We start from the raw sequence: 25,820 nt of genomic DNA, 5'->3' as shown, positions 1-25,820 counted from the left end.
AAATTATTTTAAAAGATTTTTAGCAAAGTGATAGATTCCTCAAATTCCTGCATCATTTTCTAACTTAGCAATTCTAAGATCTAACTTTTCATAAAAGGCTGGTAACAAACTTTGTTTCAAAAGCTCTTTTAGTAAAACTAAAAGGTCATCACCCAAAGCACATGGCCCTCCTCCAATTATCACAATGTCAAAATCTAATAAATGTAAAGATACTGCAATATGATTTGCAAGTGGTGCTAAAGCTATTTTAAATAGATCCATAGTCACCTTGTCTTTTGCATAAAAAAGTGGTGCAATATCTTTGATTGTTAATTTTGATTTATCTAAATTTAATTTTTTACAAAAATAGTCTCTGTTTTTGTTAATTTGTTTTTCAATTCCTGTAGCACTACTCAAACCTTCCACACAACCTTGTAAACCACAATTACATTGGTAAAGGTTTTGAAAACCTCCACCATGTCCTGGCTCACTAGCAAGTTTAGTGTGGTTTCCAAAATAGAGTTGGTGGTTTAAAATAACACCACCCCCAATCCCTGTTCCAATTGTGTAAAATAACACATTTGGTTTTTCTTGGTTTATGCCCCCAACATATTCTCCATATGTGGCAGCTTTAGAATCATTCAAGATAAAAACATGTGGATTTTGAAAAATTCTTTTAATTTCTTTAACCACTTCATAGTTTTCCCACTGAAGATTCCCCGATCATAAGGAAATTCCTTTTTCATAATCTATTAGCCCACAGATTGTGAAGCCAATAAATTGAAAATCAGCAGTTGTAATCTGTAGGTCAACAATTTCTTTTGTTACTGTTTGGTGGATATTTTCAATTACCTCACCAATTTTGGTTGGTACTGTAAATCTTTTGATGATTTGTTCTTGGTGAATCACTGCACACTTAGCTGATGTACCACCCAAATCAACTGCTAAATAATATTTTTCCATTTTAATCTGTATAAAACCCTTCATCTCATTTTTTTAATTCTTCACCAAACATATTTTCATCATAGTTTGGTTTGACAATTAAGTTGTCAATTTTTTTAATTAAGTCTTGGTTTTTGTTTGCATACTTGGTATTAATAAATGCTTCAATCATTTCATACATTAATCCCAAACCAACAATTCTTCCACCAAAACCAATAACATTTGCATCATAGTTTTGACGAGCATCAACAACACTAATAACATCTTTAGCTAAAAGTACTCTAGCTCCTTTGGTTTTTTGTGCTCCATTGCTAATTCCAACCCCAGTACCACAAATGACAATTCCAAAGTCTACTTCTTTTTGAGCAACTTTGCTGGCAACTTTGTTTCCAAAAATTGGATAGTGGGTTCTTTGAAAATCATAGGTCCCACAATCAACCACTTCAATTTTATCTCGTTGTAGCATTTCCACAACTTTATCTTTAATGTCTGTGACAATGTGGTCACATCCAATTGCTATTTTCATTCTATTCCTCCTTTAAAATGACATCCAACATATTAATTCGCACCATATGTCTTCCTGCTTCAAAATTTGCAGTTAAGTAGGTGTTAATAATATCTACCATATTTTCAACAGCCATTACTTGGAATGGTACTGCTAAAACATTTGAGTTGTTGTGCTGAATTGTCATTCTAGCTGAATGATGATCTGAAATTTGAGCGACAACCACTTTTTTAAATTTACCCATAACCAAAAAAGGCAGAGTTCCAAATTCATCAATGATAATTGCTCTAGCAATTTCTTGTTTTTGAATTTGTTGAGCTAAACTAACTAAATCATTGAACTGATCTTTTTCTTCAATTACTTTTAATTGAAAGTTAGTGGCTTTAATGTTTTTTAAGAGATAATCTCTATAAGCTTGTGGACAAGCTTTATTTATATAGATACTTATATTTTCCATTTTTCCTCCTCACTTTTATTATATATAAAAAATGAAATAAAATGATAATTTTTTATCATTTTATTTCAGAATTTATCTTTAATTTTTCTGTTCATTCATCTAGTGGTTGTTGATCTAAAACAAAGTAATCTATGTTTGCTGCATTGGTAATAATGTTTCCATGAGAATCCACTTGTAACTTAGTAACATCAATCATACAAATTGTTTGATTTGAATTTTCAATGACTTTTGATGTAAAAAATGCTTCATCTTCATTATTATTAAACATATCTAATTTATCATTGATGTTAGTAATAGTAATAAATGCTTGAGAAAACCTTAAATTATCAAGGGTTTTGACAGCAATAGGTCCACACATAGCCCCAGATTGGGGTCTTAGTTTACCCCCAATCACTACAACTCTTTTAATGTTTTCATTGTTTTCTGCTAATTTTGCTATTTCAAAACCATTAGTATATAAAAGTTTTATAGGTTTGTTAATGCTTTTAACAAATGCTTCACAAGTTGTTCCTGGACCTACAAAAATTTCTTCTGAATTAATTAATTTAATTGCTGTACGAGCAATTTTAATTTTTTCTTCTTTATTTTCCAAGGTTTTTTCAGCTCTTGTGGTTTCTCTAGCAATTGCTGAATTGTATTTAACTAACCCCATTTCTAAAGTTATGTAATTTAAGTTTTCTAATAGTTTTAAATCTCGCCTTGCAGTAATTTCGGGAATACCTGCACCTATTGCAAAACTATAAAATGCTTTAATAGTAACTGATTGTTCAGCCAATAAGTATTTTGTATAGATTTTAAAACGTTCTCCTTTTTTAAGTTTATCCATAATGTCTCCATTCTTATATAAATTTATCATTTTTTATCTTATTTTTGATAAATATTTATAACTTAATTATATAATAAACCCCTTATATTTAGTCCATAAACATTTTCTCGATAATTTTTAGACTTTTTTTATCAAAATCCACTTGAGCTGTAACACCATAAGGGAGGATAGTTTTGGGATGGGCATGACCAAAATTTATATTATATAAAACCGGAATTTGTAAATCTTTGGTTAAAGCCACTAAAATTTCTTGGTATTGGGTGAAATAACTTTCATCTTGGGGTTTTCCCATAATTAGGGCTTGGGCATTAGCTAGAAGTTGGTTGTCAATTAAGGTTTGTAACATAACTTGGTATTTTGCTGGGGTTGGTTGTTCTTCACTAGTTTCTAAAAAAACTATTAAATCTTTGGTTGTAAAATTTGTTTTAAATAATTCATATTTTTGACAAACTTCTTTTTGTTCTGGGTATCTTTCTCCAACAAGTGCTTCATAAATACTTTCAAGACAGCCACCTCATAATTTTCCTGTTCTCATACCAGTTCCTCTTAAAGTTAAAAAGCCATGAGTTTCTTGGTGACTAACTCTTGGTCTATTTAGATTTTCAACCCCATATGTTTTTCTTTCTTCATATCAGACTGGACTTGATTTGATTTCTTGAACTGCTTGATTGGTAAACATCATTTCAAAACTTTGACGAGAATAAGGTAACATTGCTTGATCAAGTTCAGCGAAATCAACCAAAAAAGCATGGCCATAAAATGTTGTCAAACCCAGACTCTGGAACATTAAATGGTTAATGGTTGAATCTGAATAACCAATAAAAATTTTCGGGTTTGATTTTACTAAGTTTTTAAATTCTGCATCCTCCATTAAATAAGGCAAAATTCTATAAGTGTCCTCACCTCCAATTGCACAAATTATTGCTTTTACTTCCGGATCACTAAAGGCTGTCTTTAAATCTGTTGCTCTGGCCTCAGGGTTTTGGTCTAAAAAGTCAACTCCTTTTAAGGAATTTGGCATAAATTTTGGTTTTAGACCAAACTCTTCTAATCTTTTGATTCCAAGTGCTAAACTGTGGGTACAAAATGGTTCTCCTAAAATTCCACTTGATAAACTGACAATTGCTACTACATCATTACTTTTTAAACTTGCTGGCTTTTTCATATTTTCTCCTTTTGTTATCTTAATTTTAAACCTGAATACTAGTTTAAAAAAATTTATTTTTATCTAGTTTCAAAAAAGACATTTTGCAAATGCCTAGTGGTTAGTGTAGTTTTGATTTGTCAAATGATTTTGCTCGCTTCTTTTTGATGGTTTTTTTCTTCATATACTCTTTAACTATTTTTGCCTTGGCAATTGTTTTATTAATTTCAATCACTTGTTTCATAATTTCATCATCTTCTGTGAATGTTAAACTATCATCAACAAACTTCATATTGTTGAGATTTTTTGAAAGAGAACTTTTAGTAGATAAAGTTTCAACAATATAAGAGTCAATTGATTTGAAGTCAATATTGAAAAAAGTTCGTGGAGCTCTAGTTGTGTAAGAAATCAAATCAATGATTTGTTTATTTTTTTCTCTTTTCAAATTTTTGGTTGGAGGTAAAAACCTCATAATTGCTTGTTCATTGTCTGCTGGAGTTCAACTACGATCTACAAAAATTAAAGTATCCAATTTATCTAGTGTAACTCCTTCTTTAATACATTTTAAATTTGAAATTAGCAACTTGCTCTTACCATTTTGAATTTTATTAATGTATTCTACTCTTTTCATCTGGGGAGTACTTCCTGTAATTAATAATGGTTTAAAAGTTTTTAATTCATCATGTAAAATACTTAGTGTTTTATTTGAAAAATTTGATAGAATTAAGATTTTTTCATCACTTTCAATATCTTTTAAATAGTTTCTAATCCATTTAAACTTATTAGAGAGATACTTATCATCTTTAAAAATCCCATTTGAAATTGGTCTTAACCTTTGCAACAATCCTAAAATCTCAGAATCTTTTGGTACCTTTGATCAATTAAGTTTATTGACCTCAGTTACATAGGCATTTTCTTGTGAATTTTCCATATCTAAAGTCACTAAATCTTTTTGGACTGGTGGTAATCAATCAATTACCTCACTTTGTTTGTGGATGACTCTTCTTGGTTTCAAAAAAGAAATTATGATCTCTTCATCTTTTGGAAACTTATATTTTTTTAATGTAGCATTGAAAAAATCAAATCCTCAAAAATAGTCAACAAAACTACTTCAAGAACCAAAAACTTCTGGTTCAAGAACTTTTAAAATTCCATAAATATCACTTGGGTAGTTAACAATTGGTGTGCCTGTTAACAAGTAAGTTCGGTCAGCAGCTAACGAAGTTCTATACACTTGATCTGCTTGAATTGTGGTGGTACTTCTAGATCTTAAACCCTTCAAGTAGTGTGCTTCATCAACAACTAGAATACAATCCTTTAACTTATCCTCAGTAACAATACTTCTAAAATCTGTTTTTCAAGTGTCTTTTGAAACTAGTAAGTATCTTGAAGATGGGTCATTAAAAAATTGCTCATAAAGTGCCTTTCTCTCATTTACATTCATTGGATAAAACTTGTCATTCTTCTTTTTAAATAATATTTGTGCTTCTTGTCCAGCTCATTCTTTTATTTGTGGTAGTCAGGTTAGATGAACTAATGTTGGAGGAACAATCACAACAACTTTTTGTTTTAAACTTTCACACAACATAATTATGGTTGGAGTTTTTCCAGTTCTTTGTTCTGAAAAATTTGCACCTCTTTTTAAGCTAATTAACTTAGCTAAATCTTTTTTTTGATAATCTCTTAGTTCTTTAGAACCATCAAAAGATTTAGTTATTAAGTCAACACTTACTTCTAAAACATCTGGAGTTGTTGCTTTAATCATATTATTGATAGTGTCTCCACTTATAAAATTACGCTTACTCATTTAGTTTAAACCTCACAAAATCCTGTGTACTACTTTTATTATAAACAAATAATGAACTAGTTAGTGAGAACAAACCAAAAATTATCATTTTTTATGACAAAACAGTGGGAGAAATTGTCTAGTCAACATTTCAAACATTATGGTTGTTAAACTTTAAGGTTGTATGCTATCATTAAATCAGGAGGCATAGCCTATGAAGAAGTTTTATTTAAAAGATATTGCTCAAAAATTTGAAATGAAAGAGTATAATTTGAGATTTTATGATGAAAAAGGTTTAATTAAAGACTTCAAACGTGATGAAAATGGTTATCGCTATTTGCTAGAAGATGATCTTCATGTTATTGATTTGATAATTTGTTTAAAACAAATTGGAATGCCTTTAAAGAATATTAAAAAATATATGCGCTTATTAGATCTTGGTGAAAAAAGCGCTAAGGAAAGATTAAATTTAATTTTACAACAAGAAAAAGTTGTGCTAAAAAACCAAGAAAGTATTCAAAAACAAATTGAATTTATTGAACATAAAAAAAGATACTATAGTAAAATTCTGGAAAATAAAAAAAATCACCCTGATATAGAGAGTGATTAAAACTATTCTTGACACTTGTGTTTGGAAACATGCAAGTAAATTTTGAGAAATACATACTATAAATTAATCAAGATGTAGTTTTTGGTTTCGGTAATATTTTTGAAAATATAATTTTAGGATTGAGTATTTTAATCAAAAATAAATTACACAACATTTAGCAATAATTCTGTTTGCCCAAGTAAAACTTGACGGTTCAAAATTCTATTTTTTAAGTATCAATTATCACATAGAATTTGAGACAAAGTTAACTAACAATGCCTTATGGGTGTTTTTTTTGATCAAAATAAAACGAGGTCAATTAATTTCCTTATCAATTTGTTCGGGATATAAATTGAAGTTATTTATAATTTTTATTTTTTTTATATAATTTGTCGGTGTTAATAAGTTACAAAAAAACAATAACTCAAATATTAAATTTCTTGAATTTTCAAATCTTTTCATTACTATATTTATATATTTAAATATTAGCCAAAGGCACGAGCCGGAACTTTGCACCAGTATAATACATTTTACAACTTCCATTGATATCACCTTCCAAGAATTTAACCTTTACAGATTAAATAGAATTGTGATGCTATTTGTTAAATTTGTAACTTATTGCAATCAAGTGTTTGAAATTTGTTGTATGTAAAAAAATTAAAACCACAAATTTTATCTGAATGAATTTGTTATAAATATTTTCATATATAATTCTAAAAATAGCAGAACACAAAACTCATCACATCACTAATGAAATTTGTATACCAAAATTTTTATTTTACAGGATTGATAATTGATATTGCTGAATACACTTTGTATTGATAATCTTAAAATAAAGACTATAATAAACAATTTCAACGTCCCCACTCTTTCCTTAAAACTATTGTACTATAAAAAAAATGAAAAAATGAAAAAATTAATTTTTAGTGTTAAAAAACATATAGTTACCAATTTCATTTTTTGTGATTGCTTATTAAAAATAAAAACCCTCTAACACTATAAAAGTGGAAGCAAAAGTGGCATCATATTTCATAAAAACTATGACATCTTCTAATCAGAAATAAATATTTTTAAGGAAAAAAGTATCTTTTTTTAAAAATATTTAAAATTTTTGCGCATTTTTAAAAATTAGTGATACTATTTAATGGGAATAATTTATGAATGATTATGTAAACTAAGAATGAAGGTTAAATAATGAAAAAAATACTAACTATAATGGGTTCTTTGGGGCTAATTAGCACATGTGGAGTTAGCTTTGTGGTTTCATGCCAAAATGACAGATATATTTACTCATTGCTGACCAAGCAACCAATTAGTGGTGAAGATGTTGCTAAACTTGAAACTTTATTAGTCAATGTTCTTTTAGAGGAAAAGTCAAAAATTACTACTCAATACTACAAGTTAATTGGGCAAACATCAGCTAGAGCTATTATCAATGATGAAGAAATACTAAATAATCCAATTTATATCAAATACAACCAACTGGACACCAAAATTAATGCTATCAAGTATAAAATTATTCAATATATAATTTTTTCACCTGAAGCACAAGGTTTTAAACTTACCTCAGCAAATTGGTCTTGAGATAAGTCAGCCCTTGATCATTTTAAATTACTCGAATTTCATTTAGATGAAGATGCCAATAATGTTCAAAATGCATCAGATGAGTTGCAAAAATATGTTAACGATACTCTTGAATGAGCAAAAAATGAACAATTTGGTACCACTATCCAAAATTGAGCAGAAGAAAAGCTTAGTGAATTTAAAAACTAAAAACATCCTCTAAAGGATGTTTTTATTTGGCTTCAATCACTTTGAGGTTGGCATTAAGAATCGGTTGATCGCAAATTATAATCACTTCATTTTTATTGACATCAACTTGAACTTTATTCTTTTTGTTAACTTTTGAACTGTCTAAAAGTACATAAGTTGTTTTAGAACTACTAATAACTTTCTCTTTAATGGCAGCTTCTTTAACATTTGTGGTGTACAAAGCATTGTCTTCATAACCATTCATTCCAATAAAAGCTTTGTTAAAATTAAAACTTGAAATATATTTTAAAGCAAGTTCTCCGACAATAGCATGAGTTGATAACATAATTTCACCCCCGATAATATAGAGTTTTAAATCTTGTTCCATTAAGTGTCGAGCAATTGAGTATCCATTGGTAACATAAGTTGCATTTTTGTTTAAAATAACATTTTTTACCATATACCCTGTTGTGGTTCCTGTATCAATAAAAACTAAATCACCATCCTGAATTTGACTTGCTGCTTGACGAGCAATTTTCTCTTTTAAATCTAGATTTAATTTTAATTTTTCTTCTTCAAAAGGTTCAGAAAAATCCTTAGCTTTCTCAATTACCTTAGCTCCTCCATAAACTTTAACAATTTTCCCCAAATCATTTAGTTCATTCACATCTGTAATAATTGTTTGAATTGTTGAATCTGTTAGTTCTGCTAAAGTTAGGTTTTTAACAAAACCCTTTTCTTTAACAATTTTTACAATTAATTCCCTACGTTCATCTCTTAACATCTTATACTCCCATCTTTTATTAATATACCATAAATATTTAGTTTCAAAAAATTTAAAAAAGTTTAAAATTTGTAAAATTGTTATATGATTATCTTGTATAGGAGACAAATTATGAAAGCAAAATTAAAAGAAGAACTTTTAAAAGCAAAACAAGGTAAATATGCAGTACCTGCTTTTAATTTCGATAACTTAGAAATGATGAAAGGAATCATTGAAGCTGCTGAGGCTGAAAAGTCACCAGTTATTTTAATGGTTACTGAAAGTGCAGCAAAATATATGGGGCTAGACTATGTTTTTGCCTTTTCACTAACTGCTGCTATCAAAGCCACTGTACCTGTAGTATTACATTGAGATCATGGTTTTGATATTAGTTTGATAAAAAGAGCCATTGATGCAGGTTTTTCAAGTGTAATGTTAGATTCATCTTTGAAACCTTTTGCAGAAAATGTTAAAGAAACTCAAGAAATTGTAGCTTATGCTCGCCAAAAAGGAGTAGAAGTTGAATCAGAAATTGGTCATGTTGGTGGAAAAGAAGATGACCGCAATTCATCAAGTAAGGGATACACAGATGTTCAAGAAGCAGTTGAGTTTGATAAACAAACTCAAATTGATGCCCTGGCAGTTGCAATTGGAACAAGTCATGGTCTATTTTCTGGGGAAATTAAACTTCAATTTGAACTACTTGCTGAACTTGAAAAAAACATTAAAACACCATTAGTTTTACATGGTTCAAGCCAAGTCCCTTTAGAAGACTTACAAAAAGCAATTGACTTAGGAATTACTAAAATCAATATTGGAACTGATTTAAAAATGGCTTGTGCTGAAGGTATTAAAGCTTGATTTAAAGAAAATCCTAATGGTTTTGATGCTCGTAAATATGGGCGCAATGGGGTTGATTTTGTTAAAGCAGAAGCAATTAAAAAAATCCGCGCTTTTAGATCAAACAATAAAGCCTAAAAAAAACTCCCAATTAGGGAGTTTTTATTAACCAATTTTAATTTTTGTTTGTACTTGTTCTGTGTCTTCTGTTTCATCTTCATTAATTGTTCCATCATCATTGGTAACAATTTTTTTCACAATGTTTCCTTCACTGTCTTTAACAACAAATTCTTGTTTGGTTGGTTCTTTTTTAGCTGTAGATTTTTTGGCAGTAGTTTTTTTACCTTTTTCTTCAACAACAGTTTTTGCATTTTCTGCCATTGCTTTTTGCTTGTTAGCAAATTCCATTGCAATCATCATCAAAACTTGTGAGTCATTAATGATTTTTTGGTGCATTTCTTTTGGACTACTATTCATTTTTTCTTCAAAAGCTTTTTTTACATCTTCTCCTGTGAAAATTTTACCTTGTAAACCAAAGTCATTAACTATTGCATCAATTTTTTCTTGAGTCAGATTTTGAATTGCTTCTTGTTGTTGACGAACAACTTGATCAAGTTTGTCCATTAATCCTCCAACAATTTTTTCTTGAATTAATAATTTTTGTAATTTTTCAGGTTCTTCTTTAAATTCTTCTTTTAATTCAGCTACTCGTCCTTCAACTGCAGTTCTTCCAAAGTTTTCTTTGGCAATTCCTCATTCAGTTAAAATTTCATCAATATCTTTTTCAGTAATATTGATTACTTTTTGTTTTGGAGGTGCTTGAACATTAATTGTTTGGGTTGGTTCATCAGCTTGTTGTCCAGAACTAATAAATGATGAGTTTAGACGATCAATTGTGTCTCGAGCAATATTAACTTTCATACGGTTAAATAAGCGAACTGATTCTTCAACATACTCATGTAGTGGGTTGTTTTGTGCATATTGTTGCAAGTAAATTCCACTTCTCAATTTTTGAGATAAGTTAATGTGTTTAGTTCAGTAATTATCAAAACATTGAATAATGGTTCTTCGCTCCATTTCAGATAAAACATTTGGTGGTACACCATCAGTTTTAGCTTTATACATTTCCATCATTTTTTCTTGAATTAATTTTGCAATTTCTTCTTTATGTAAACCTGCAAGGTCATCAACTTTAATTGCATTTGGTAAAACATAAATTCCATCAATTTTTTTAATAATTAATTCATTACTGATACTTCTAACTCCACGAATTAACTCTGAACTTTCATCAACTAGTTCATAAGCAATTGTGTATTGGAATCTTGAAAGCACCACACTCAAATCTGCTTGATTTAAAATATCATCACGTTGAGCATACATAGCTTCACGTTGTTGAGATAAAATATTATCATAGTCTAGAACATTTTTACGTTGATCAAAGTTCAGTCCTTCAAGTTTTTTTTGAGCATTGGTAATTGCTCGTGTAAACATTTTTGACTTAATGTGATCATCTCCAAGTTTTAAGAACATATTTCTAACTTTTGGTGCTGTAAACCTTACCATTAGCTCATCTTCCATTGAGATGTAAAATCTTGATGTTCCTGGATCACCTTGACGTCCAGCACGTCCACGCAACTGGTTATCAATTCTTCGAGCTTCATTTCGCTCAATCCCCATAACAAACAGACCTCCAGCAGCCTTAGTTTCTTCAGTTAACTTAATGTCAGTTCCACGACCAGCCATATTAGTAGCTAATGTAATAGCGCCCTTTTGACCTGCTTTTTCAACAATTTCTGCTTCACGGTGGTGGTTTTTGGCATTAATCATTTCAAATTTTAAATTTGCTTTTTCTAATCAACGAGCAACTTGTTCAGAAGATTCAACACTGGTTGTTCCAATTAGAATTGGTCTACCAGTAGCATTAATTTCTTTAATATCATCAACCAAGTGCTTTAACTTGGCACTTTTTGTAGCAAAAGTTAAATCTGGTTCATCTCTTCTAACAACTGGACGGTTGGTGGGAGTCGCAATAACTCTAGTGTTATAGATTTTTAAGAATTCTTCTTCTTCAGTTTTTGCAGTCCCTGTCATACCTGCTAATTTACTGTACAAACGATAGAAGTTTTGGTAAGTAATAGTGGCCATTGTAGTAGTTTCTTCTTCAACACTAACCCCTTCTTTGGCTTGTAAAGCTTGTTGTAAACCATCACTATATGCTCTTCCTGGCATTGTTCTACCAGTAAATTGGTCAATCAAAATGATTTCATCATTTTGAACAGTATACTCAATTTCTTTTTTAAAAGTAAAGTTTGCTTTTAAAGCATTCATAATTAAGTGAAAAATTTCAGTATTTCTTACATCAAACAGATTGTCAATACTAAAGTATTTGTGAGCTTTTTTGATACCTACTTCTGATAAGTAAACTTGTTTTGATTCTAAATCAATTTCTGCATCTTCAGGTTCTTTTAGTGTTTTTGCAAAAGCATCTGCTGCTTTATACAAGTTTACACGGTTTTGAGATCCACCTGAAATAATTAAAGGTGTACGGGCCTCATCAATTAAAATAGAGTCAGCCTCATCAATAATTGCATAATTAAGTTTTCTTTGAACTTTTTGTCCTAAATTGTAGACCATGTTATCTCTCAAATAGTCAAAACCTAATTCAGAGTTAGTTGTGTAAGTAATATCTTGAGCATAGGCATTTCTTTTTGCATCTTTTGATAAACTTCTCCCATTTAACCCAACAGTTATTCCTAAAAAACTAAAAACTCGACCATTAATCTCGCTATCCCTTGCTGACAAGTACTCATTAACTGTAACAACATGCACACCTTCTCCTGGTAGTGCATTTAAGTAGGCAGCAAATAGACCTGTTAAGGTTTTACCTTCACCAGTTCTCATTTCAGAAATATCACCTTGGTGTAAAATAATACTCCCAATTAGTTGGACTTTGTAAGCTTTTAGATTTAGAATTCTAAAAGCTGCTTCACGAACAACTGAATATGCATCAATTAAAAGATCATCAAGGGTTTCGCCATTTTTTAAGCGTTCCTTAAATTCATCGGTCTTATCTCTTAATTGTTGGTCTGAATAAACAGAGTATTTTGCTTCATTTGCTATTATTGCCTCTGCAATCTTCCCATGATTTCTTATGATTCTTTTATCATTTGCCATTTTTAAAACTCCTTTTTTAAAATTATTATTAAACAACAAGATAATTATATAATTTTTTAGACACAAATTATACTTAAATATCAAAAGCACCCAAATATTTTAAATATTGCTAGTTTTAAGTGTTGCAAGGTCTAAATTATTGCAATTATTATATCTTATTTCATTTGCAAGTAAGTAATTATTTTAAAGACTCTCAGTAATACAAAAAAACCTTTTTTTGACAAAATCCAGCTACTTTAACCTGAACCTTTTTGTCAAGAAGAGATAATATTATTCTGCTAAATGATCAATTTTTGAATAATCATGATTGATAATTTCTTTAAAATTAAATTTTTCATTTTCATACTCAAAAACAATGATAGAACAGTTGGTAAATCTAGGAAATGTTTGTCCTTCTTTGATTTGACTTCTAATAAATTGTGCTATGACAATCCCATGGGTTACAATCAAAATTTGTTTTTCAGCATCATTAGCTGCAATATCACTAATAGTTTTCACAACCCTATTTTTAAGTTCTGTATCAGTTTCACCACCAGCATACTTGAAAAAATCCCCATATGGTGAAGGTGGGTTTAAAAATTCAGGTTGAGCTTCAAATTTACCAAAACTTTGTTCTTTGATTCCTTTTAGTCTATGGTAAGGAATTTTGGGAACTACATTTTCTAAAGTATCTGAAGTTCTTTCTGAAGTTGAACAATAACCATGTTTAAAGTCTATTTTTTTATTTTTAAATCACTCCCCAGCAATTTTTGCTTGAGCAATTCCATATTTTGTTAATGGTGAATCACATCAACCTTGCATTCTTTTTAATTGATTAAACATAGTTTGACCATGTCTCATAATATAAAGTGTCTTTTTCATTTCTTTGCCTCTATTTGTCTTCCACAATTAAATTATAAAAGAATATTGGAAAAATTAATGTTAAAAATTAAAAAATACACTCCCAGGTTATTGGGAGTGTATTAAATCAACTATTTGTTTTTGTCTAAAATTTCCTTTAATGTATCCATTTTGACATCTTTTTTTTGTTCATTGATTTTAAAGAACTCATCAATTGACATAGTTATGTAACTAAAAACCTCTGGATCATCAACATTTGCTACTCGAAATTTTAATCCTTGTTTTGCATAGCCTCAATAATCAATGGTGTTAACATCATCAACCAAGGGTTGCACTTCATCAACATAGTAGTTAAAAACAGTATTGTCTGAGTATTTTTGTTTAAAGTGTCTTGGGGCAAAGTTCACTTCTTGGTTTTCACCATTAATTGCTACTGTTTTTTGACCATCATAAATATATTTAGCAACTGATTTGGCCATATTGTGAGCTCCAGATAGTGAACCCCTTTCAGTATCACTTATGTCTCCCAAGTTGCCTATTTTTTTTGCTTCTTCTATGTTTGGGGCTGCATCTGCTGCTTTCATTTGAGCCACAATACCGCCATCAAATAATTTTGCAGCATTTGTTCCACTAACAATAAAACCATAACCTTTATCAGAACTATTAAAAGTATTAACATAGTTTTTTATTTCAGTCAGAGAGAAGTTTCCTGTGGGTTGACTTAATTTATAATATTCAAATTCTTCTATAGTTAAATCTTTATTTGAGTCAGTACTAGCATCATAAATTCCATAATTGCTGTAACCAGTTGGTGCAGGTAAAGTCACTTTATACATGTATTGACCAGTTAATTTTTCACCTGTATGACGTGCTATAACATCATGGTATGTTGGTACAAAAAAGCCTCCAAAAAATTTCTTGTCACTTTCATAGACTCTATCTGCAAAAATGTTTGCACTTCAAAATGAATCAAACATTTGCTTGAAAATAACTCTTGCATCATACAACTTAGTATTTAAGTTAAACTTTTGACTTGAAGTTAAGATGTTGTCTAATTGCACTTGCAATTCACTGACAACTGCAATAACATCTTTGGTTTGATCAATATTTTGGTTTAACTTAACTTCAACTTTACCTGGGTAATCAGCTTTTAAATTTAATTTTGTTTTGAAATCAATTGTTTCATTAATGTTTTCAAAGTTCTCTGAAAAAATTGCATTCTTTAAGTCATCAACCACAATAACATTGATAGCATTATTTTTGTTTCAATTAAAAATAATTGTTTCACCAACATCTCCATAGGTACAAACAAATTTTATAAATGAACCCTCAATAACTTCAAAAGTTTTTGGGGTGATGACTACTATTTCTCCTTCAAATGAAAATTTTAAATCTTCTAGTTTATTAAATTTTTCAACAATTTGTGAACTAATTTTTTCTAATTCACTTTTGTCAGTATTTTGAACAATTATGTCTTGACTAATAATGTCATGGTGCTGTAATAAATAAGTTAAAGCACCCCCATTTGTAAAATCCTTTTCTAAATCTTGTTCTGAATTTTGATCAGCTTTGGGATTACATGCTACAATTTGACCAGCAGCCATTGTCGATATACAAAAGCTCCCTAAATAAGTTAATAGTTTTTTCATATTTTTCCTCCTAACTTAATGATTTATACCTCTAATTGTGATTTTAAAATCATTTTCATCATATTTGTTAATTGCTTTAACAGCAATTTTATCACCAAGACTTAAGTCAATGTTTTCAACAAAGTAAGCATTAGTTCTTGTAGTTCCTAAAATTTTGTATTCTCCATTAACAATTTGATAAACTTCATATCTTTCAACAGTTCCTGGTGCTGCATCTCAATACATTCTGATATTAGCAGTGTTAAAGTCATGGTCTTTAATTAAATATTCATATTTGATGTCATCAACAAAGTCCAATTTACTTTCTAGACTTGGTTTTGTTACTGCCAATTCACCTAGATCTACAAAGACTTTATCTAAATCTTTTGTTCCTGTAAATGAAATTCCAATTTCAGTTAAAGTGTCACCACTAAATTCGCTTAAATCAGTTTCTAAGTCATATCAATTTTGTGAACCTTTAACAAATTCAACGCTGGTTGGAGTTATTGTTTTTTCTCCTCCATTAGCAAATTTTAATTCAAAGGCAAAATTGATACTTGGGTCAGATTTAGTAATTAAATCAATAGCTTCTCTCATTGCAGAAACTTTCATTGAAATTTTTTGGTTTGAAATTTTCATATTTGAACCAAACAATTTAGCTTTAGTTTTACCATTGGTTTTTAAGTTTCCACCAATATATTTGGCATTGTTTTCATCTCATTCTTTTGCAGCAAATGAAACACTGTTTCCTTTGGCATAAGCTTTTTCATAACTAAAATCAGCTCCAAAGTTATTGCCATTAGTATTTTCAACAATCCATTGGTAAGTGGGCATGATGTCTGTGACTCCTCGGTGGTTTCAAATAAATTGTTCATCACTGACTTTTTGACCGCCACTATAAAAGTCAATTCCATTTCCTGTTGAAAAATTAGTACTAAATTGTTCTCCAATAATTGGGGTTCTTTCCCCAATTATTGGAGCTATTCCTGTTTCTTTATCAGTTACTTGTGATGGATCTCCATGAGGTCCAACAAATAAGGCTTTATCATTGTCTCTAAAGTTTTTTTGTTTATTGATTGATTGCTTGATGCCAACTCCACTACCTTGGGCAAAATCTTTATAAGTGTCTGCCATGGCAAATGAAGCATAAGAAGTGCTGTAACCATTTTTACCTTTAACTTCATAGTTAAAGTCATAGTTTCCTTGTTTTAAAGAACCTCAATATGAGTTAATATTAATCATAGTGTGATTTTTAAAAGCATATTCTTTATCGTTAGCATTTTCTAGTTTTTGGCCATTACTAAAACCAAAGTCACTAATATAGTTATCAGCTCCATTAGTTAAGTAATCTGTTGCTAATTGGTCTCCATAACCCAAAGCATTGTGATACATAACTATTCTTTGCTTTTTATTTTGTTGTTTTACTTTAGCAGAGTACTGTGCCATAACAGCAGTTACTTCTGCTTCATCAACAGTTCCTGGGTTAGCATTAGCTTGATTGTTTCAAAATCATCCATCAAAGCCAAAGTAGTCAGCAACTTCTATGTGTTTGTCAACAATTTTGTAGTTTCCAGCTTCATCTTTATCAAAGAACCCTTTTAAAGCATCTGCTGTTAAACCAAAAAATCCATCAAAGTAAATTATCCCCAACATTTCTGTTCCATTGGTGTGAGCAGCATCAATGATGTCAGCACTTGGTAAAACAATAATTCCTTCATTAATGGCTCCAGCTCAACCTGTGTATTCATCAACATAAGATCAATTAGTAAAATTATAACCATCAAAGTTATGATTTCCTTGAGCTGGAGTTCCTGAAGTGTTTTTGTTAACTACTCCCATGGCATGATGGCGAGTAGTACCTGTTTTATCTTGATTTTGGTTTGACCCTGCAGCTTGTTGTCTAGTTGCTAGAGGGACACTAGCAACATTAAATTTAGCATCTTTATCTGTTTGTGGATTATAGTTCATAAAACTATTTATTAAATCACTTTTATCAGAATAGCCAAACTCACTTTCTTTTTGTCCTTTTGGCATCCAGTACTTGGCAAAAGGCACTCCATCATTTTTTTGTCTTGAAATGTCTGCTGTGGTTTTATACCCTGTTGAAAAGTTCTCTGAGAAGGTTAGGTTTTCTCCTGAGTTTTCTGGGTTGGCATTTTTGCAAATGTCTTTACATGTTCATCTAGTTTAGGTTTGTTAGTGCTTCCACATGATACAACTAGTGATATGGGAGTTGTGACCAAACTTAAACCAGCAAAAATTTTTAATCAATTGGTAAGTTTTTTCATATTTTTTTCCTCTTTTCCGCTTTCATTTTATTACCAAAAATGACTTAAATTCAGAACCAAATTCCGTATTTTACTCAATTTTTAGATAACTTCTCATCTAAATTGTTTTACTTATTTTTGAGCATTTTTTTATTAAAAATAATAAAAACTCATTATGTCTCTTTCATTTTGACAGGAAAAAAGGTAGAATATTATTGTAATGAAAGGGATTTTATATGAAAGTTCTTCAAGAAAACAAGGTTTATATGTTTGAAGAAGTCATCTTAAAGTCAAGGTTCATTACTTACATTGGTATAGTTAATACCAAGACTGAATTAGAAAACTTTATTAAAAAACATAAAAGCACAAGTGCTCGACATAATTGTTGAGCATACAAAATTGGTTTAGAAAATAACAATTATGGTTATAACAATGATGGGGAACCTACTGGAACTGCTGGGGAACCACTTTTAAAGTTAATACAAGTTAATGAACTCACAAATGTAGTTATTTTTTGTGTTAGATATTATGGGGGCATTAAACTTGGAACTGGAGGCTTACAAAGAGCTTACAGTAATGGTGCCATTCAATTATTAAAAGATGTATTGGTTCGAGAACTACAATTGTTATTCCATGTCAAAATAAAATTCAAAATTTCACAAATTAAATTTATTACTAATACTTTAAACAATCTTGAAATTATAGATCTAAATAAATTATTTGAAGATGATTGAGTAATTTTTGATTTTAAAATTACTGATTTAAGTTTTTTAGCAGCAATAAAAAGTTATTGTGAAATTATCTATCAATCTCAAGCATATTTTTAGAAAGGAAAAACTAGTATGTCTACACAACAAGAAGAAAGGAAAAAAATAGTTCTTGTCGACGGTTACCACCTGTTGCATAAGGGTTATTATGGTTCTTTAAAAAGAAAAAAAATAGCCACAAACCGTAATGGTATTTTAATTAATGCTGTCTATGTTTTTGTAGCCAAAATCCAAGAAATGATTGATAGTGGTGAATACTATACAGTTATTGTAACTTTTGATGTTGGCCAAGAGTGCTGAAGAAAAGAATTATATCCAGCATATAAAGCCACAAGAAAGGACACCCCTTGTGATTTAGTACCCCAAATGCAATTAGTTAGAGACTTTTTAACTGCAGCAAACATTCCTTGATATGAAAAATCTAAATATGAGGGTGATGACATTATGGGTACAATCAGTAGGATTGCTGTTAAATTAGGTTATGATGTTGATATTATTTCAAATGATAAAGACACCTATCAATTAGTTTCAAAAAATGTAAATGTTATTTCACAACAATCAAAAAAGGCAAAAAAAGAAATAGTAACTGAAAAAGAAGTTTTAGAAAAATATGGTTGTCGTCCTTGTCAAATACCAGATATGAAGAGTTTAATTGGAGACCATTCTGATAACATCAAAGGTATTCGAGGAATGCATTTTAGTACGGCAGTAAAGTTAGTGACAAAATACGGATGTGTAGAAAATATGTATAAAAATATTCATGAATTTCCTGAAGAGCACAAGCAAAAGTTATTGAAAGCACAAGATCAAGTCCTTCTGAACAAAAAGATTGCCCGTATTTTAAAAACAGTAGACATTGGTAGAGTTAACTTTAAACCGCTTAATGTGAACTATGTTCGTTTTATGGGATTTTTAAAAAGAGAGAAAATGTGAGCTTTCACAAAAGTTATTGAAGAACGTGCTGAAAAACAAAAAGTTGAATGTGAAAAAAATATCAATGAAAGAAAAAAACAAGTGAAAGAAAAATAATAAAACCCCTTGCTCGGCAAGGGGTTTTTGTTAAGCAATTAACTTTGCTTAAATACGTTCTGCTTTAATTTCCTTATCATGTAAATCATTGAAGAATCTGTTTTTAAATTCTGTTAAGTTTTCATTTGTTATTTTTTCAAATTCTTCAAGTTGTTTTACCAAGATACCATAATGATTTGAAATCTCTGTTTGTAAAAGTTTTTCTTTCTCATCCATTGATTTTTGTGTATCTAAAATTTTTTGATTTAAATCATTAATTCTAGTTTGTTTTCAACTTTCAAGATTTGTCATCATCATTTTGGTTTTTTCATCAACACCACCAAGACTTGCCAATTGTTTTTGCAATTTGGCATCTAGTTTAGCTTGTTTGGTTGCCTTAATTTGTAAAAGACGATTTAAAGTAAAATCTAAATTTTCATTTCTTGCAGTAAGTTTACCATAAGCCTTAGCTGCAGGTGCAAGCTGTTTTAAGTTAACAATATCTTTTTTAATAGCTTCATAAGTATTATTAACATTTGCTTGACGTGGAGATTCAATTTTTACTAACTTATTATTCAATTTTTGTCTAAAGTCTTTATCAGTTTTTAGTGCGTCGTAATTTTTTGTAAAATTTTTAATCAGCTCGCAAGCTTCACTATCTACAGATTGTAAGCCATTAGCTAGACTTTGTAATGTTTTTAATTCATTTGCAAGGTCTAGATTTTTTCTATTACCAAGAATTTTTTTGATTGATTTTTTTGCTGCAATTGCTTGAAAATCATTTTTGCTTGCAAAATATTTAACACTGTTTAAATATTTTAGTGTTTTTAAAGCAAGTAATTTTTCAGATTTATGTTCAACTCATAGTAAATAAGTTAAACCAATTCCTAAAGCAAATGAACCTAGGTCTATTAAAATTGCAGCAACTAAGTCATCAGTATATGCTAGGAAACCAACAATTCCTCCAAGACCAGCTAGATTATCTAAATCAACTCCAAAGATTCCAATTAATCAACCTCCAATTGCACCAGCAATTGTTCCAGTAATAAATGGTAATCCTTTAGGTAAGTTAACTGCATAAATACAAGATTCAGTTGGTCCTGAAATAATTCCAGGTACTGCTGCAGCAATTGCTGCAGATCTATCAATATTTTTTTGTGATTTTAAAGCAACTCCGATAGTTGCTCCCATTTGTGCTCAAGCAGCTGCAAATGCTGCTGCTAAGAAAAGAGATGGTCCTGAACTCATGGCAGTAACAGCTGCAAAGAACAAGATATTGTGAACACCTAAAACCACAAGTGGTTGTCAAGTTAATCCTACAATCATAGTTCCAATCCCAATTGGTAGAGTCATAAATCAGTTAAAAGCAACTAACATTGCATTTTCAACAATTCCCATAATTGGTCCCATGACAAAGAATGCTAGCAAACCCCCAACCAATAAGGTTGCTAAGGGATTTAAAATAAAGTTGGCAACTGGATGCAAGTATTTTTCTAAGGTTTTTTGGCCATAGGCCACTAAAACTCCCATAACAATAAAAACCAACATTGTTGAGTAATAAGGACCAACTTTAATATCTCAGTTTCCAATTGAAAACATTAAGACTCCACCTCCAATTAGGACTGGTGAAATCATAATCAATCCTAAGGCAAGTGCAGTTGGAGTTTTACCACCACAATATCTAACAGTAGATCACATGGCAATAACTCCCATCATTTTAAACCCAGTTCCTGCAATGACATCTAAAATATAATCAAAGAGGTTATAATCAACTCCTAAAGTCATATTGCCATAATCAGGAATAACCACAGCTCCTGCTCGATATAATAGCTGTTGTAGTGCTAAAATTAGCCCCACCCCAATCAAAAATGGAATCAAGGGACCAAATATTGCTGATACAGATTTTAACAATTTTTTTCAAATTGAAAATTTGCTAGTATCTGTTTGAGCATTAACTACAAAACCTCCATTATTTGGTTTAGTTGTTGTTTTATTTAAATAGTTTTTAAAATCTGAAGTTAATCTAGAAACTTCTGCCCCAATAATTAGTTGCAATTCTCCATTGGCAAATAATGCACCTTTAATGATGGGGATTGCTTTTAAATTTTCAAGATTTGCAAGTGTGCTATCATTTAATGTGATACGCATTCGGGTTGCACAATGATAAACATCTTTAACATTGTTTTCACCACCAACTTGTTGAGAAATTTCAACAAGGGTAACAATTTGCTTAGAATCCTTACTCATTTAGATACCTCCTTTATGAGAAAACTCATTTATCTATTTTGGAGAATTTGCAATAATTTTTATTTATATATACTTAATTATGAAAATATCTCCTTAGTTTTATTGTAAACCAAAAGTTTAAAAAAGTTTAAAAGAATTTAAAATACTTTAAAATGACCTAATCAAGTGAGATCTCTAAATATTTACTGTTAAATAAAAAACCATACTACTTGGTATGGTTTAGCTAAATGTTTTATTTACTGATAAAATCCAGGGTTTTATAGATGTAATCATCTAAATTTTTATGCATTGAGCTAGAATGCTTTGCATTGTCATATAAGATTATTTCACTTTGTTTTGTTTTTTCAGTAAGGCTTTTTAAATGATATAAAACCAGAGAATTGTTATACATAATAAAGTCATCTTTTTTACCATGAATAAACAAAACCTTTAAATCACTAATGTCATTATCCTCTTTTAATAGATCAACATCTTTAATATTTAATTTTGCATATCTTCTAAAGTTTCGGTTAATCCCCAGTGACATTAATCATCATGGAATTATTAAGTATTTTTGTAAGAAAAATCTAATTTGAGGTACTGCCTGAGTAAAGGGACAATCTGCAATTAACCAGTCAACTTTATTTTTTTCATAATATTTTTTAGCAAAATATAATGAGGTTGTTGCCCCCATGCTTGTACCAAAAACCCCAATCTCTTCCACCTCATAGGTGTTTTTTAATCACATAATAACATCATTTAATACTTTGGAGTTTGTCAAACCAAAGTCTGAGTATTTGCCATAAGTCAAGCCATGGGCAAACCCATCAAAACAAACAATGTTATAGCCTTTATCATAAAGGTGAAAGACATTTCTTAAACCCATATATTTGTTTCTTTTAAAACCATGCAATCCAATTACCCATTTTTTTGAATCTTTATTTCTCACCATTAAAGCACTAATTAGTTCATTTGTAGGTCCAATATTAAACTCTTTAATTTGATTTTCATTAATATTAAAATTCTCAATTTTTTTTACTTTCAAGTCATAGAGTAAATGTTCATAGGTATTAAATTCAACACCATTATACTTTCCACTTCTTGTGTATTTAAATAAATATGGCACAAATGCTATGGAGCAAATAATTGACAAGATTAAAACAATGGGAAAAAGAATTATCATAATTGTTATGTTAAATCAGTTGTAATGATATCTTTTTATTTTTTTCAAACTTTTTTTGTAGTCCATTTCCATCATTCCTTTACATTATTTTAATCCAAAATTTTAAAAAATCAAACCACCAGATTATGACAAATTATCTTGGCATTTACTTGTATTTATAGTTTAAATAAAAAGAACATCTCTTAATACAATTGTGATAACAAGATCTAATTATCTTGAGACAATTTTACTTTAGATGTTCACTAACGGGTTTTTGTGTTAATACAATAGTACTCAATTTTTAAAATTCTTAGTCAGTAGCAACCCATTGTTGAAAAACAATAGATTATGAGTGGGTTGTTACTATTTTTTTAATTAAAAAATTAAGTGTTTTCTCAATTAATTTGCTTGAGCAGTATTGCTATCTCCTAATGTTTGATTTGATGCTTGATCAACTTGAGTTGGTTGTCCTTGTTGTGAAGCTGGTTGTTCAGGTTGATTTTGATCAGTTCCAGGGTTTGTTGGTTGTTCAGTTTCAGGACCTGATGGTTTTTCAGGTTGAGGTTGCTCAGTTTCAGGACTAGTAGGTTTTTCAGGTTGATTTTGATCTGTTCCAGGGTTTGCTGGTTGTTCAGTTTCAGGACCTGATGGTTTTTCAGGTTGAGGTTGTTCAGTTTCAGGACTAGTAGGTTTTTCAGGTTGATTTTGATCTGTTCCAGGGTTTGTTGGTTGTTCAGTTTCAGGACCTGATGGTTTTTCAGGTTGAGGTTGTTCAGTTTCAGGACTAGTAGGTTTTTCAGGTTGATTTTGATCTGTTCCAGGGTTTGTTGGTTGTTCAGTTTCAGGACCTGATGGTTTGTCTGGTTGAGGTTGTTCAGTTTCAGGACTAGTTGGTTTATCTGGATTTGCTGGTTCAGGTTTACTTTCTGCAACTACCAATGTAGTTTCTCCTTTAAACTCTGCACTTTCCTTTGCAGTGATTTTAATTTGATCTAAGGCTACACTTTCATAGAAGCCATCAAATTTCACATCAGTATCTTTTCTTGTAATTTCAACAATAAAGTCTTTACCAATTTCACCACTTAATTTTGCAATTTTAAATACCCCTAAGATTTTTTCATAACTAAGTCCTTCAGCTACCTCACCGAATTTAAGACTTGATAGTTCAACTCTTTTATCAGTAATTTTCAAAGATACTTGACCACTTAAAAGTGCACTATCTTTAACTGCATAGACTTTAACAGTAGTGTTTTTAGTTATTAATCCACCATTATCATCTTTAATTTCAATATCGTAATCTGTTTTAATAGCTGCGTCTTTAACTTTTTCCTTAATTGCAGTTTCAATTTTACCTCTAACCTCTGAAACTCTAGAGTTTACTGTAACTTCAAAACCAGTTTTGAATATGTCTTCAATTTTTGTAATTGCATCTTTAACAGTATAAGTAGCTGGTTCTAATGCCACTCCATCAAGTTTTCCTTCAATAACAAATGTGAAGGTTTGTCCAGGTTTAGCTACAAAATCTTCATTGACAATTACGACATTTTGTGAACTGTCTTTAACAGTAAATTTGATGTTAATAGCTTTTCCTTTATAATTTTTCTCAGCCATTGCTTTAATGCTTTTTGTGATTTTTCCGTAATTATCATTTGCACTAATCACTAGTCCACTAATGTTTAGCTTTTCTTTTTTAGCGGGTTCTGGTTTTGGTTCTTCAGCTGGTTTTTCTTTTTCACCATCACCACAAGACACGATTTGCCCTGTAGTTCCTGCCACTAATCCTATGGCACTTATTAAACTAAGTAATTTTTTCATATTAGTTTCCTTTCAACTTTATTGTGTTTACAACTCATTTCAAAATAACATCTAGTTTTTTTGAATAAGTTTACCTAAGTAAATAAGTTACACAATAATAGTAAATTGATACATTAATTAAATCTTCAAACGAAAATAACTATGCAAAAAACATATATCATTTTATTAATTTGTTTTTTTGATGTTTTAGGTCACATCAGGGAATTAACTGTTTTGCCATCCTAAGTCCAGTTAATCTACATTATTATTACTCTTTATCCAACTTAATTTAATTGATAATTGATACATAGATATAATAACAAGACATTTGCCTTTTTTTCAAAAAATCTTAAACTTTTTTTAAATTAAAAAGCACTTGTGAGTGCTTTAGCTTAAACTAATTTTTTAGTTTCCATTAAATGATTTTTTTGATTTAATTCATCAATTAACTCCCTTGAAGCAATTCTGCTTGAATAAGCAGTAGCACTACCACAAACCACTGAAAATTTTAAAGCCTCATTAAAATCACTGGTATTAATATATTTGACAATAAAACCAGCCAACATGCTATCACCAGCTCCTGCAGCATTTTCAAGTTTTTTACCCCATTGGTAAATTCCACAAGTTACTATTGAATGCTGGTTGATTAAAACTCCACCCTTTTCACCTCTTGATAATAAAACATTTTGAGCACCAAGATCTATTAGTTTTTGAGCATATTCAAATAACTGTTTTTCTGTGGTAATTTTAACTTTAAATGTTTGTTCTAACTCATCCAGGTTTGGCTTAATTAAAAATGGTTTTGTTTGTAATGCTTGCAATAAACTTTCTCCATAAGCATCAACCACAAAATGACCTTCATTTTGTTTAACGGCAATACCAATTTTTTGATATACATCAGTTGGGCAATTACTTGGTAAGCTTCCAGAAGCCACCACATAATCTCCTGGCTGAATAACTTCTTTAAGATAAGCAAGTAATTTTTCAAATTCACTAGCACTAATTTCAGGACCGGGAACACTACATTCTGTTTGGAATTGATCTATTAATTTTAAGTTGATTCTAATTTCTCCATTAGTTGAAAATTTTTGATATTTGACATGATTTGCTTTTAAATCTTGTATAAAAAAATCAGCAAAATGCCCATTTAAAAAAACTATTGATTCATTTTCAAACTCTAATTCATTTAAAAGCAATGAAATGTGAATTCCCTTTCCAGCAGCATACATATCAGTTTGATATGGGCGATTTGTTTTGTCTAATTTAAGCTCTTTAAACTTTAGCACATAATCAATAGCTGGATTAAGTGAAATAGCATATATTTTTGGCATCTTAGTTACCCCCTTTTTTAACTCTACTTAAATTATATAC

At 30.1% G+C, this 25,820-nt stretch carries 20 protein-coding genes and 1 pseudogene; 5 read left to right on the top strand and 16 right to left on the bottom strand.

Going from position 1 to position 25,820, the window contains the following annotated elements:
- Positions 1 to 3: 3 nt before the first annotated feature.
- From SCLAR_RS00475 to SCLAR_RS00450, 6 genes are all read right to left on the bottom strand, one after another.
- Positions 4 to 942 carry an ROK family protein gene (locus tag SCLAR_RS00475; RefSeq protein WP_157795114.1) on the bottom strand — a complete coding sequence of 313 codons (939 nt, stop codon included), beginning with the start codon at positions 940 to 942 and terminating at the stop codon, positions 4 to 6.
- A gap of 1 nt (position 943) precedes the next feature.
- Positions 944 to 1,447: an RpiB/LacA/LacB family sugar-phosphate isomerase gene (locus tag SCLAR_RS00470; RefSeq protein WP_100253990.1), complete on the bottom strand. Its 504-nt coding sequence runs from the start codon at positions 1,445 to 1,447 to the stop codon at positions 944 to 946.
- A 1-nt stretch (position 1,448) separates the two neighbouring features.
- Positions 1,449 to 1,883 (bottom strand): RpiB/LacA/LacB family sugar-phosphate isomerase, encoded by a 435-nt coding sequence (locus SCLAR_RS00465; RefSeq protein ID WP_100253989.1) that lies wholly within the window; start codon positions 1,881 to 1,883, stop codon positions 1,449 to 1,451.
- Between the two features lie 52 nt (positions 1,884 to 1,935).
- Positions 1,936 to 2,709 (bottom strand): DeoR/GlpR family DNA-binding transcription regulator, encoded by a 774-nt coding sequence (locus SCLAR_RS00460; RefSeq protein ID WP_157795113.1) that lies wholly within the window; start codon positions 2,707 to 2,709, stop codon positions 1,936 to 1,938.
- An 88-nt stretch (positions 2,710 to 2,797) separates the two neighbouring features.
- The gene (locus SCLAR_RS00455; protein ID WP_100253987.1) at positions 2,798 to 3,874 is read right to left on the bottom strand and encodes a S66 family peptidase; all 1,077 of its coding nucleotides are present in this window, start codon (positions 3,872 to 3,874) and stop codon (positions 2,798 to 2,800) included.
- A gap of 100 nt (positions 3,875 to 3,974) precedes the next feature.
- Complete coding sequence (locus tag SCLAR_RS00450) at positions 3,975 to 5,660, bottom strand: SNF2-related protein (RefSeq protein WP_100253986.1); 1,686 nt, start codon at positions 5,658 to 5,660, stop codon at positions 3,975 to 3,977.
- Between the two features lie 193 nt (positions 5,661 to 5,853).
- Here SCLAR_RS00450 and SCLAR_RS00445 point away from each other — a divergent pair, with 193 nt between their 5' ends.
- Together SCLAR_RS00445 and SCLAR_RS00440 are read left to right on the top strand one after the other, a co-directional pair.
- Positions 5,854 to 6,249, top strand: coding sequence for a MerR family transcriptional regulator (locus SCLAR_RS00445; protein ID WP_100253985.1), 396 nt, complete (start codon positions 5,854 to 5,856; stop codon positions 6,247 to 6,249).
- A 1,173-nt stretch (positions 6,250 to 7,422) separates the two neighbouring features.
- Positions 7,423 to 8,001, top strand: coding sequence for a lipoprotein (locus SCLAR_RS00440; protein ID WP_100253984.1), 579 nt, complete (start codon positions 7,423 to 7,425; stop codon positions 7,999 to 8,001).
- 22 nt (positions 8,002 to 8,023) lie between these two features.
- On the opposite strand, the gene SCLAR_RS00435 is transcribed toward SCLAR_RS00440, so the two are convergent.
- Positions 8,024 to 8,764 carry a DeoR/GlpR family DNA-binding transcription regulator gene (locus SCLAR_RS00435; protein ID WP_100253983.1) on the bottom strand — a complete coding sequence of 247 codons (741 nt, stop codon included), beginning with the start codon at positions 8,762 to 8,764 and terminating at the stop codon, positions 8,024 to 8,026.
- Positions 8,765 to 8,875: 111 nt separating this feature from the next.
- Here SCLAR_RS00435 and SCLAR_RS00430 point away from each other — a divergent pair, with 111 nt between their 5' ends.
- Positions 8,876 to 9,721: a class II fructose-bisphosphate aldolase gene (locus SCLAR_RS00430; RefSeq protein WP_100253982.1), complete on the top strand. Its 846-nt coding sequence runs from the start codon at positions 8,876 to 8,878 to the stop codon at positions 9,719 to 9,721.
- Positions 9,722 to 9,991: 270 nt separating this feature from the next.
- Here the strand turns inward: SCLAR_RS00430 and secA are convergent.
- The 5 genes and pseudogenes from secA to SCLAR_RS07030 form a co-directional block, all read right to left on the bottom strand.
- Positions 9,992 to 12,757 (bottom strand): annotated as a pseudogene (gene secA, locus SCLAR_RS00425) (preprotein translocase subunit SecA); the annotation flags it as partial.
- Between the two features lie 270 nt (positions 12,758 to 13,027).
- Positions 13,028 to 13,618 (bottom strand): histidine phosphatase family protein, encoded by a 591-nt coding sequence (locus tag SCLAR_RS00420; protein WP_186788163.1) that lies wholly within the window; start codon positions 13,616 to 13,618, stop codon positions 13,028 to 13,030.
- A 110-nt stretch (positions 13,619 to 13,728) separates the two neighbouring features.
- Positions 13,729 to 15,246: a hypothetical protein gene (locus tag SCLAR_RS00415; protein ID WP_100253980.1), complete on the bottom strand. Its 1,518-nt coding sequence runs from the start codon at positions 15,244 to 15,246 to the stop codon at positions 13,729 to 13,731.
- Between the two features lie 15 nt (positions 15,247 to 15,261).
- On the bottom strand, positions 15,262 to 17,259 hold the full coding sequence (locus tag SCLAR_RS00410; RefSeq protein WP_100253979.1) for an endo-beta-N-acetylglucosaminidase: 1,998 nt from the start codon (positions 17,257 to 17,259) through the stop codon (positions 15,262 to 15,264).
- 89 nt (positions 17,260 to 17,348) lie between these two features.
- Positions 17,349 to 17,513, bottom strand: a complete 165-nt coding sequence (locus tag SCLAR_RS07030; RefSeq protein WP_157795112.1) for a hypothetical protein — start codon at positions 17,511 to 17,513, stop codon at positions 17,349 to 17,351.
- Between the two features lie 215 nt (positions 17,514 to 17,728).
- Here SCLAR_RS07030 and SCLAR_RS00405 point away from each other — a divergent pair, with 215 nt between their 5' ends.
- On the top strand, positions 17,729 to 18,319 hold the full coding sequence (locus SCLAR_RS00405; RefSeq protein WP_100253978.1) for an IMPACT family protein: 591 nt from the start codon (positions 17,729 to 17,731) through the stop codon (positions 18,317 to 18,319).
- Positions 18,320 to 18,334: 15 nt separating this feature from the next.
- Positions 18,335 to 19,288: a 5'-3' exonuclease gene (locus SCLAR_RS00400; RefSeq protein ID WP_100253977.1), complete on the top strand. Its 954-nt coding sequence runs from the start codon at positions 18,335 to 18,337 to the stop codon at positions 19,286 to 19,288.
- Between the two features lie 48 nt (positions 19,289 to 19,336).
- Here the strand turns inward: SCLAR_RS00400 and SCLAR_RS00395 are convergent, their stop codons facing one another.
- From SCLAR_RS00395 to SCLAR_RS00380, 4 genes are all read right to left on the bottom strand, one after another.
- A complete protein-coding gene (locus SCLAR_RS00395) occupies positions 19,337 to 21,514 on the bottom strand; it encodes a PTS transporter subunit EIIB (RefSeq protein WP_100253976.1) in 2,178 nt (725 codons plus the stop codon).
- 232 nt (positions 21,515 to 21,746) lie between these two features.
- The gene (locus SCLAR_RS00390) at positions 21,747 to 22,742 is read right to left on the bottom strand and encodes an alpha/beta hydrolase (protein WP_244900140.1); all 996 of its coding nucleotides are present in this window, start codon (positions 22,740 to 22,742) and stop codon (positions 21,747 to 21,749) included.
- A gap of 312 nt (positions 22,743 to 23,054) precedes the next feature.
- Positions 23,055 to 24,470, bottom strand: coding sequence for a lipoprotein (locus tag SCLAR_RS07265; protein ID WP_100253974.1), 1,416 nt, complete (start codon positions 24,468 to 24,470; stop codon positions 23,055 to 23,057).
- A 371-nt stretch (positions 24,471 to 24,841) separates the two neighbouring features.
- Complete coding sequence (locus SCLAR_RS00380) at positions 24,842 to 25,780, bottom strand: 1-phosphofructokinase family hexose kinase (RefSeq protein ID WP_100253973.1); 939 nt, start codon at positions 25,778 to 25,780, stop codon at positions 24,842 to 24,844.
- Between the last annotated feature and the right edge of the window lie 40 nt (positions 25,781 to 25,820).

The sequence above is a fragment of the Spiroplasma clarkii genome (assembly GCF_002795265.1).
GTDB lineage: Bacteria > Bacillota_I > Bacilli_A > Mycoplasmatales > Mycoplasmataceae > Spiroplasma_A > Spiroplasma_A clarkii.
The sequence above is the reverse complement of the archived record's forward strand: the minus strand, read 5'-3'. Positions and strand labels throughout refer to the sequence as shown.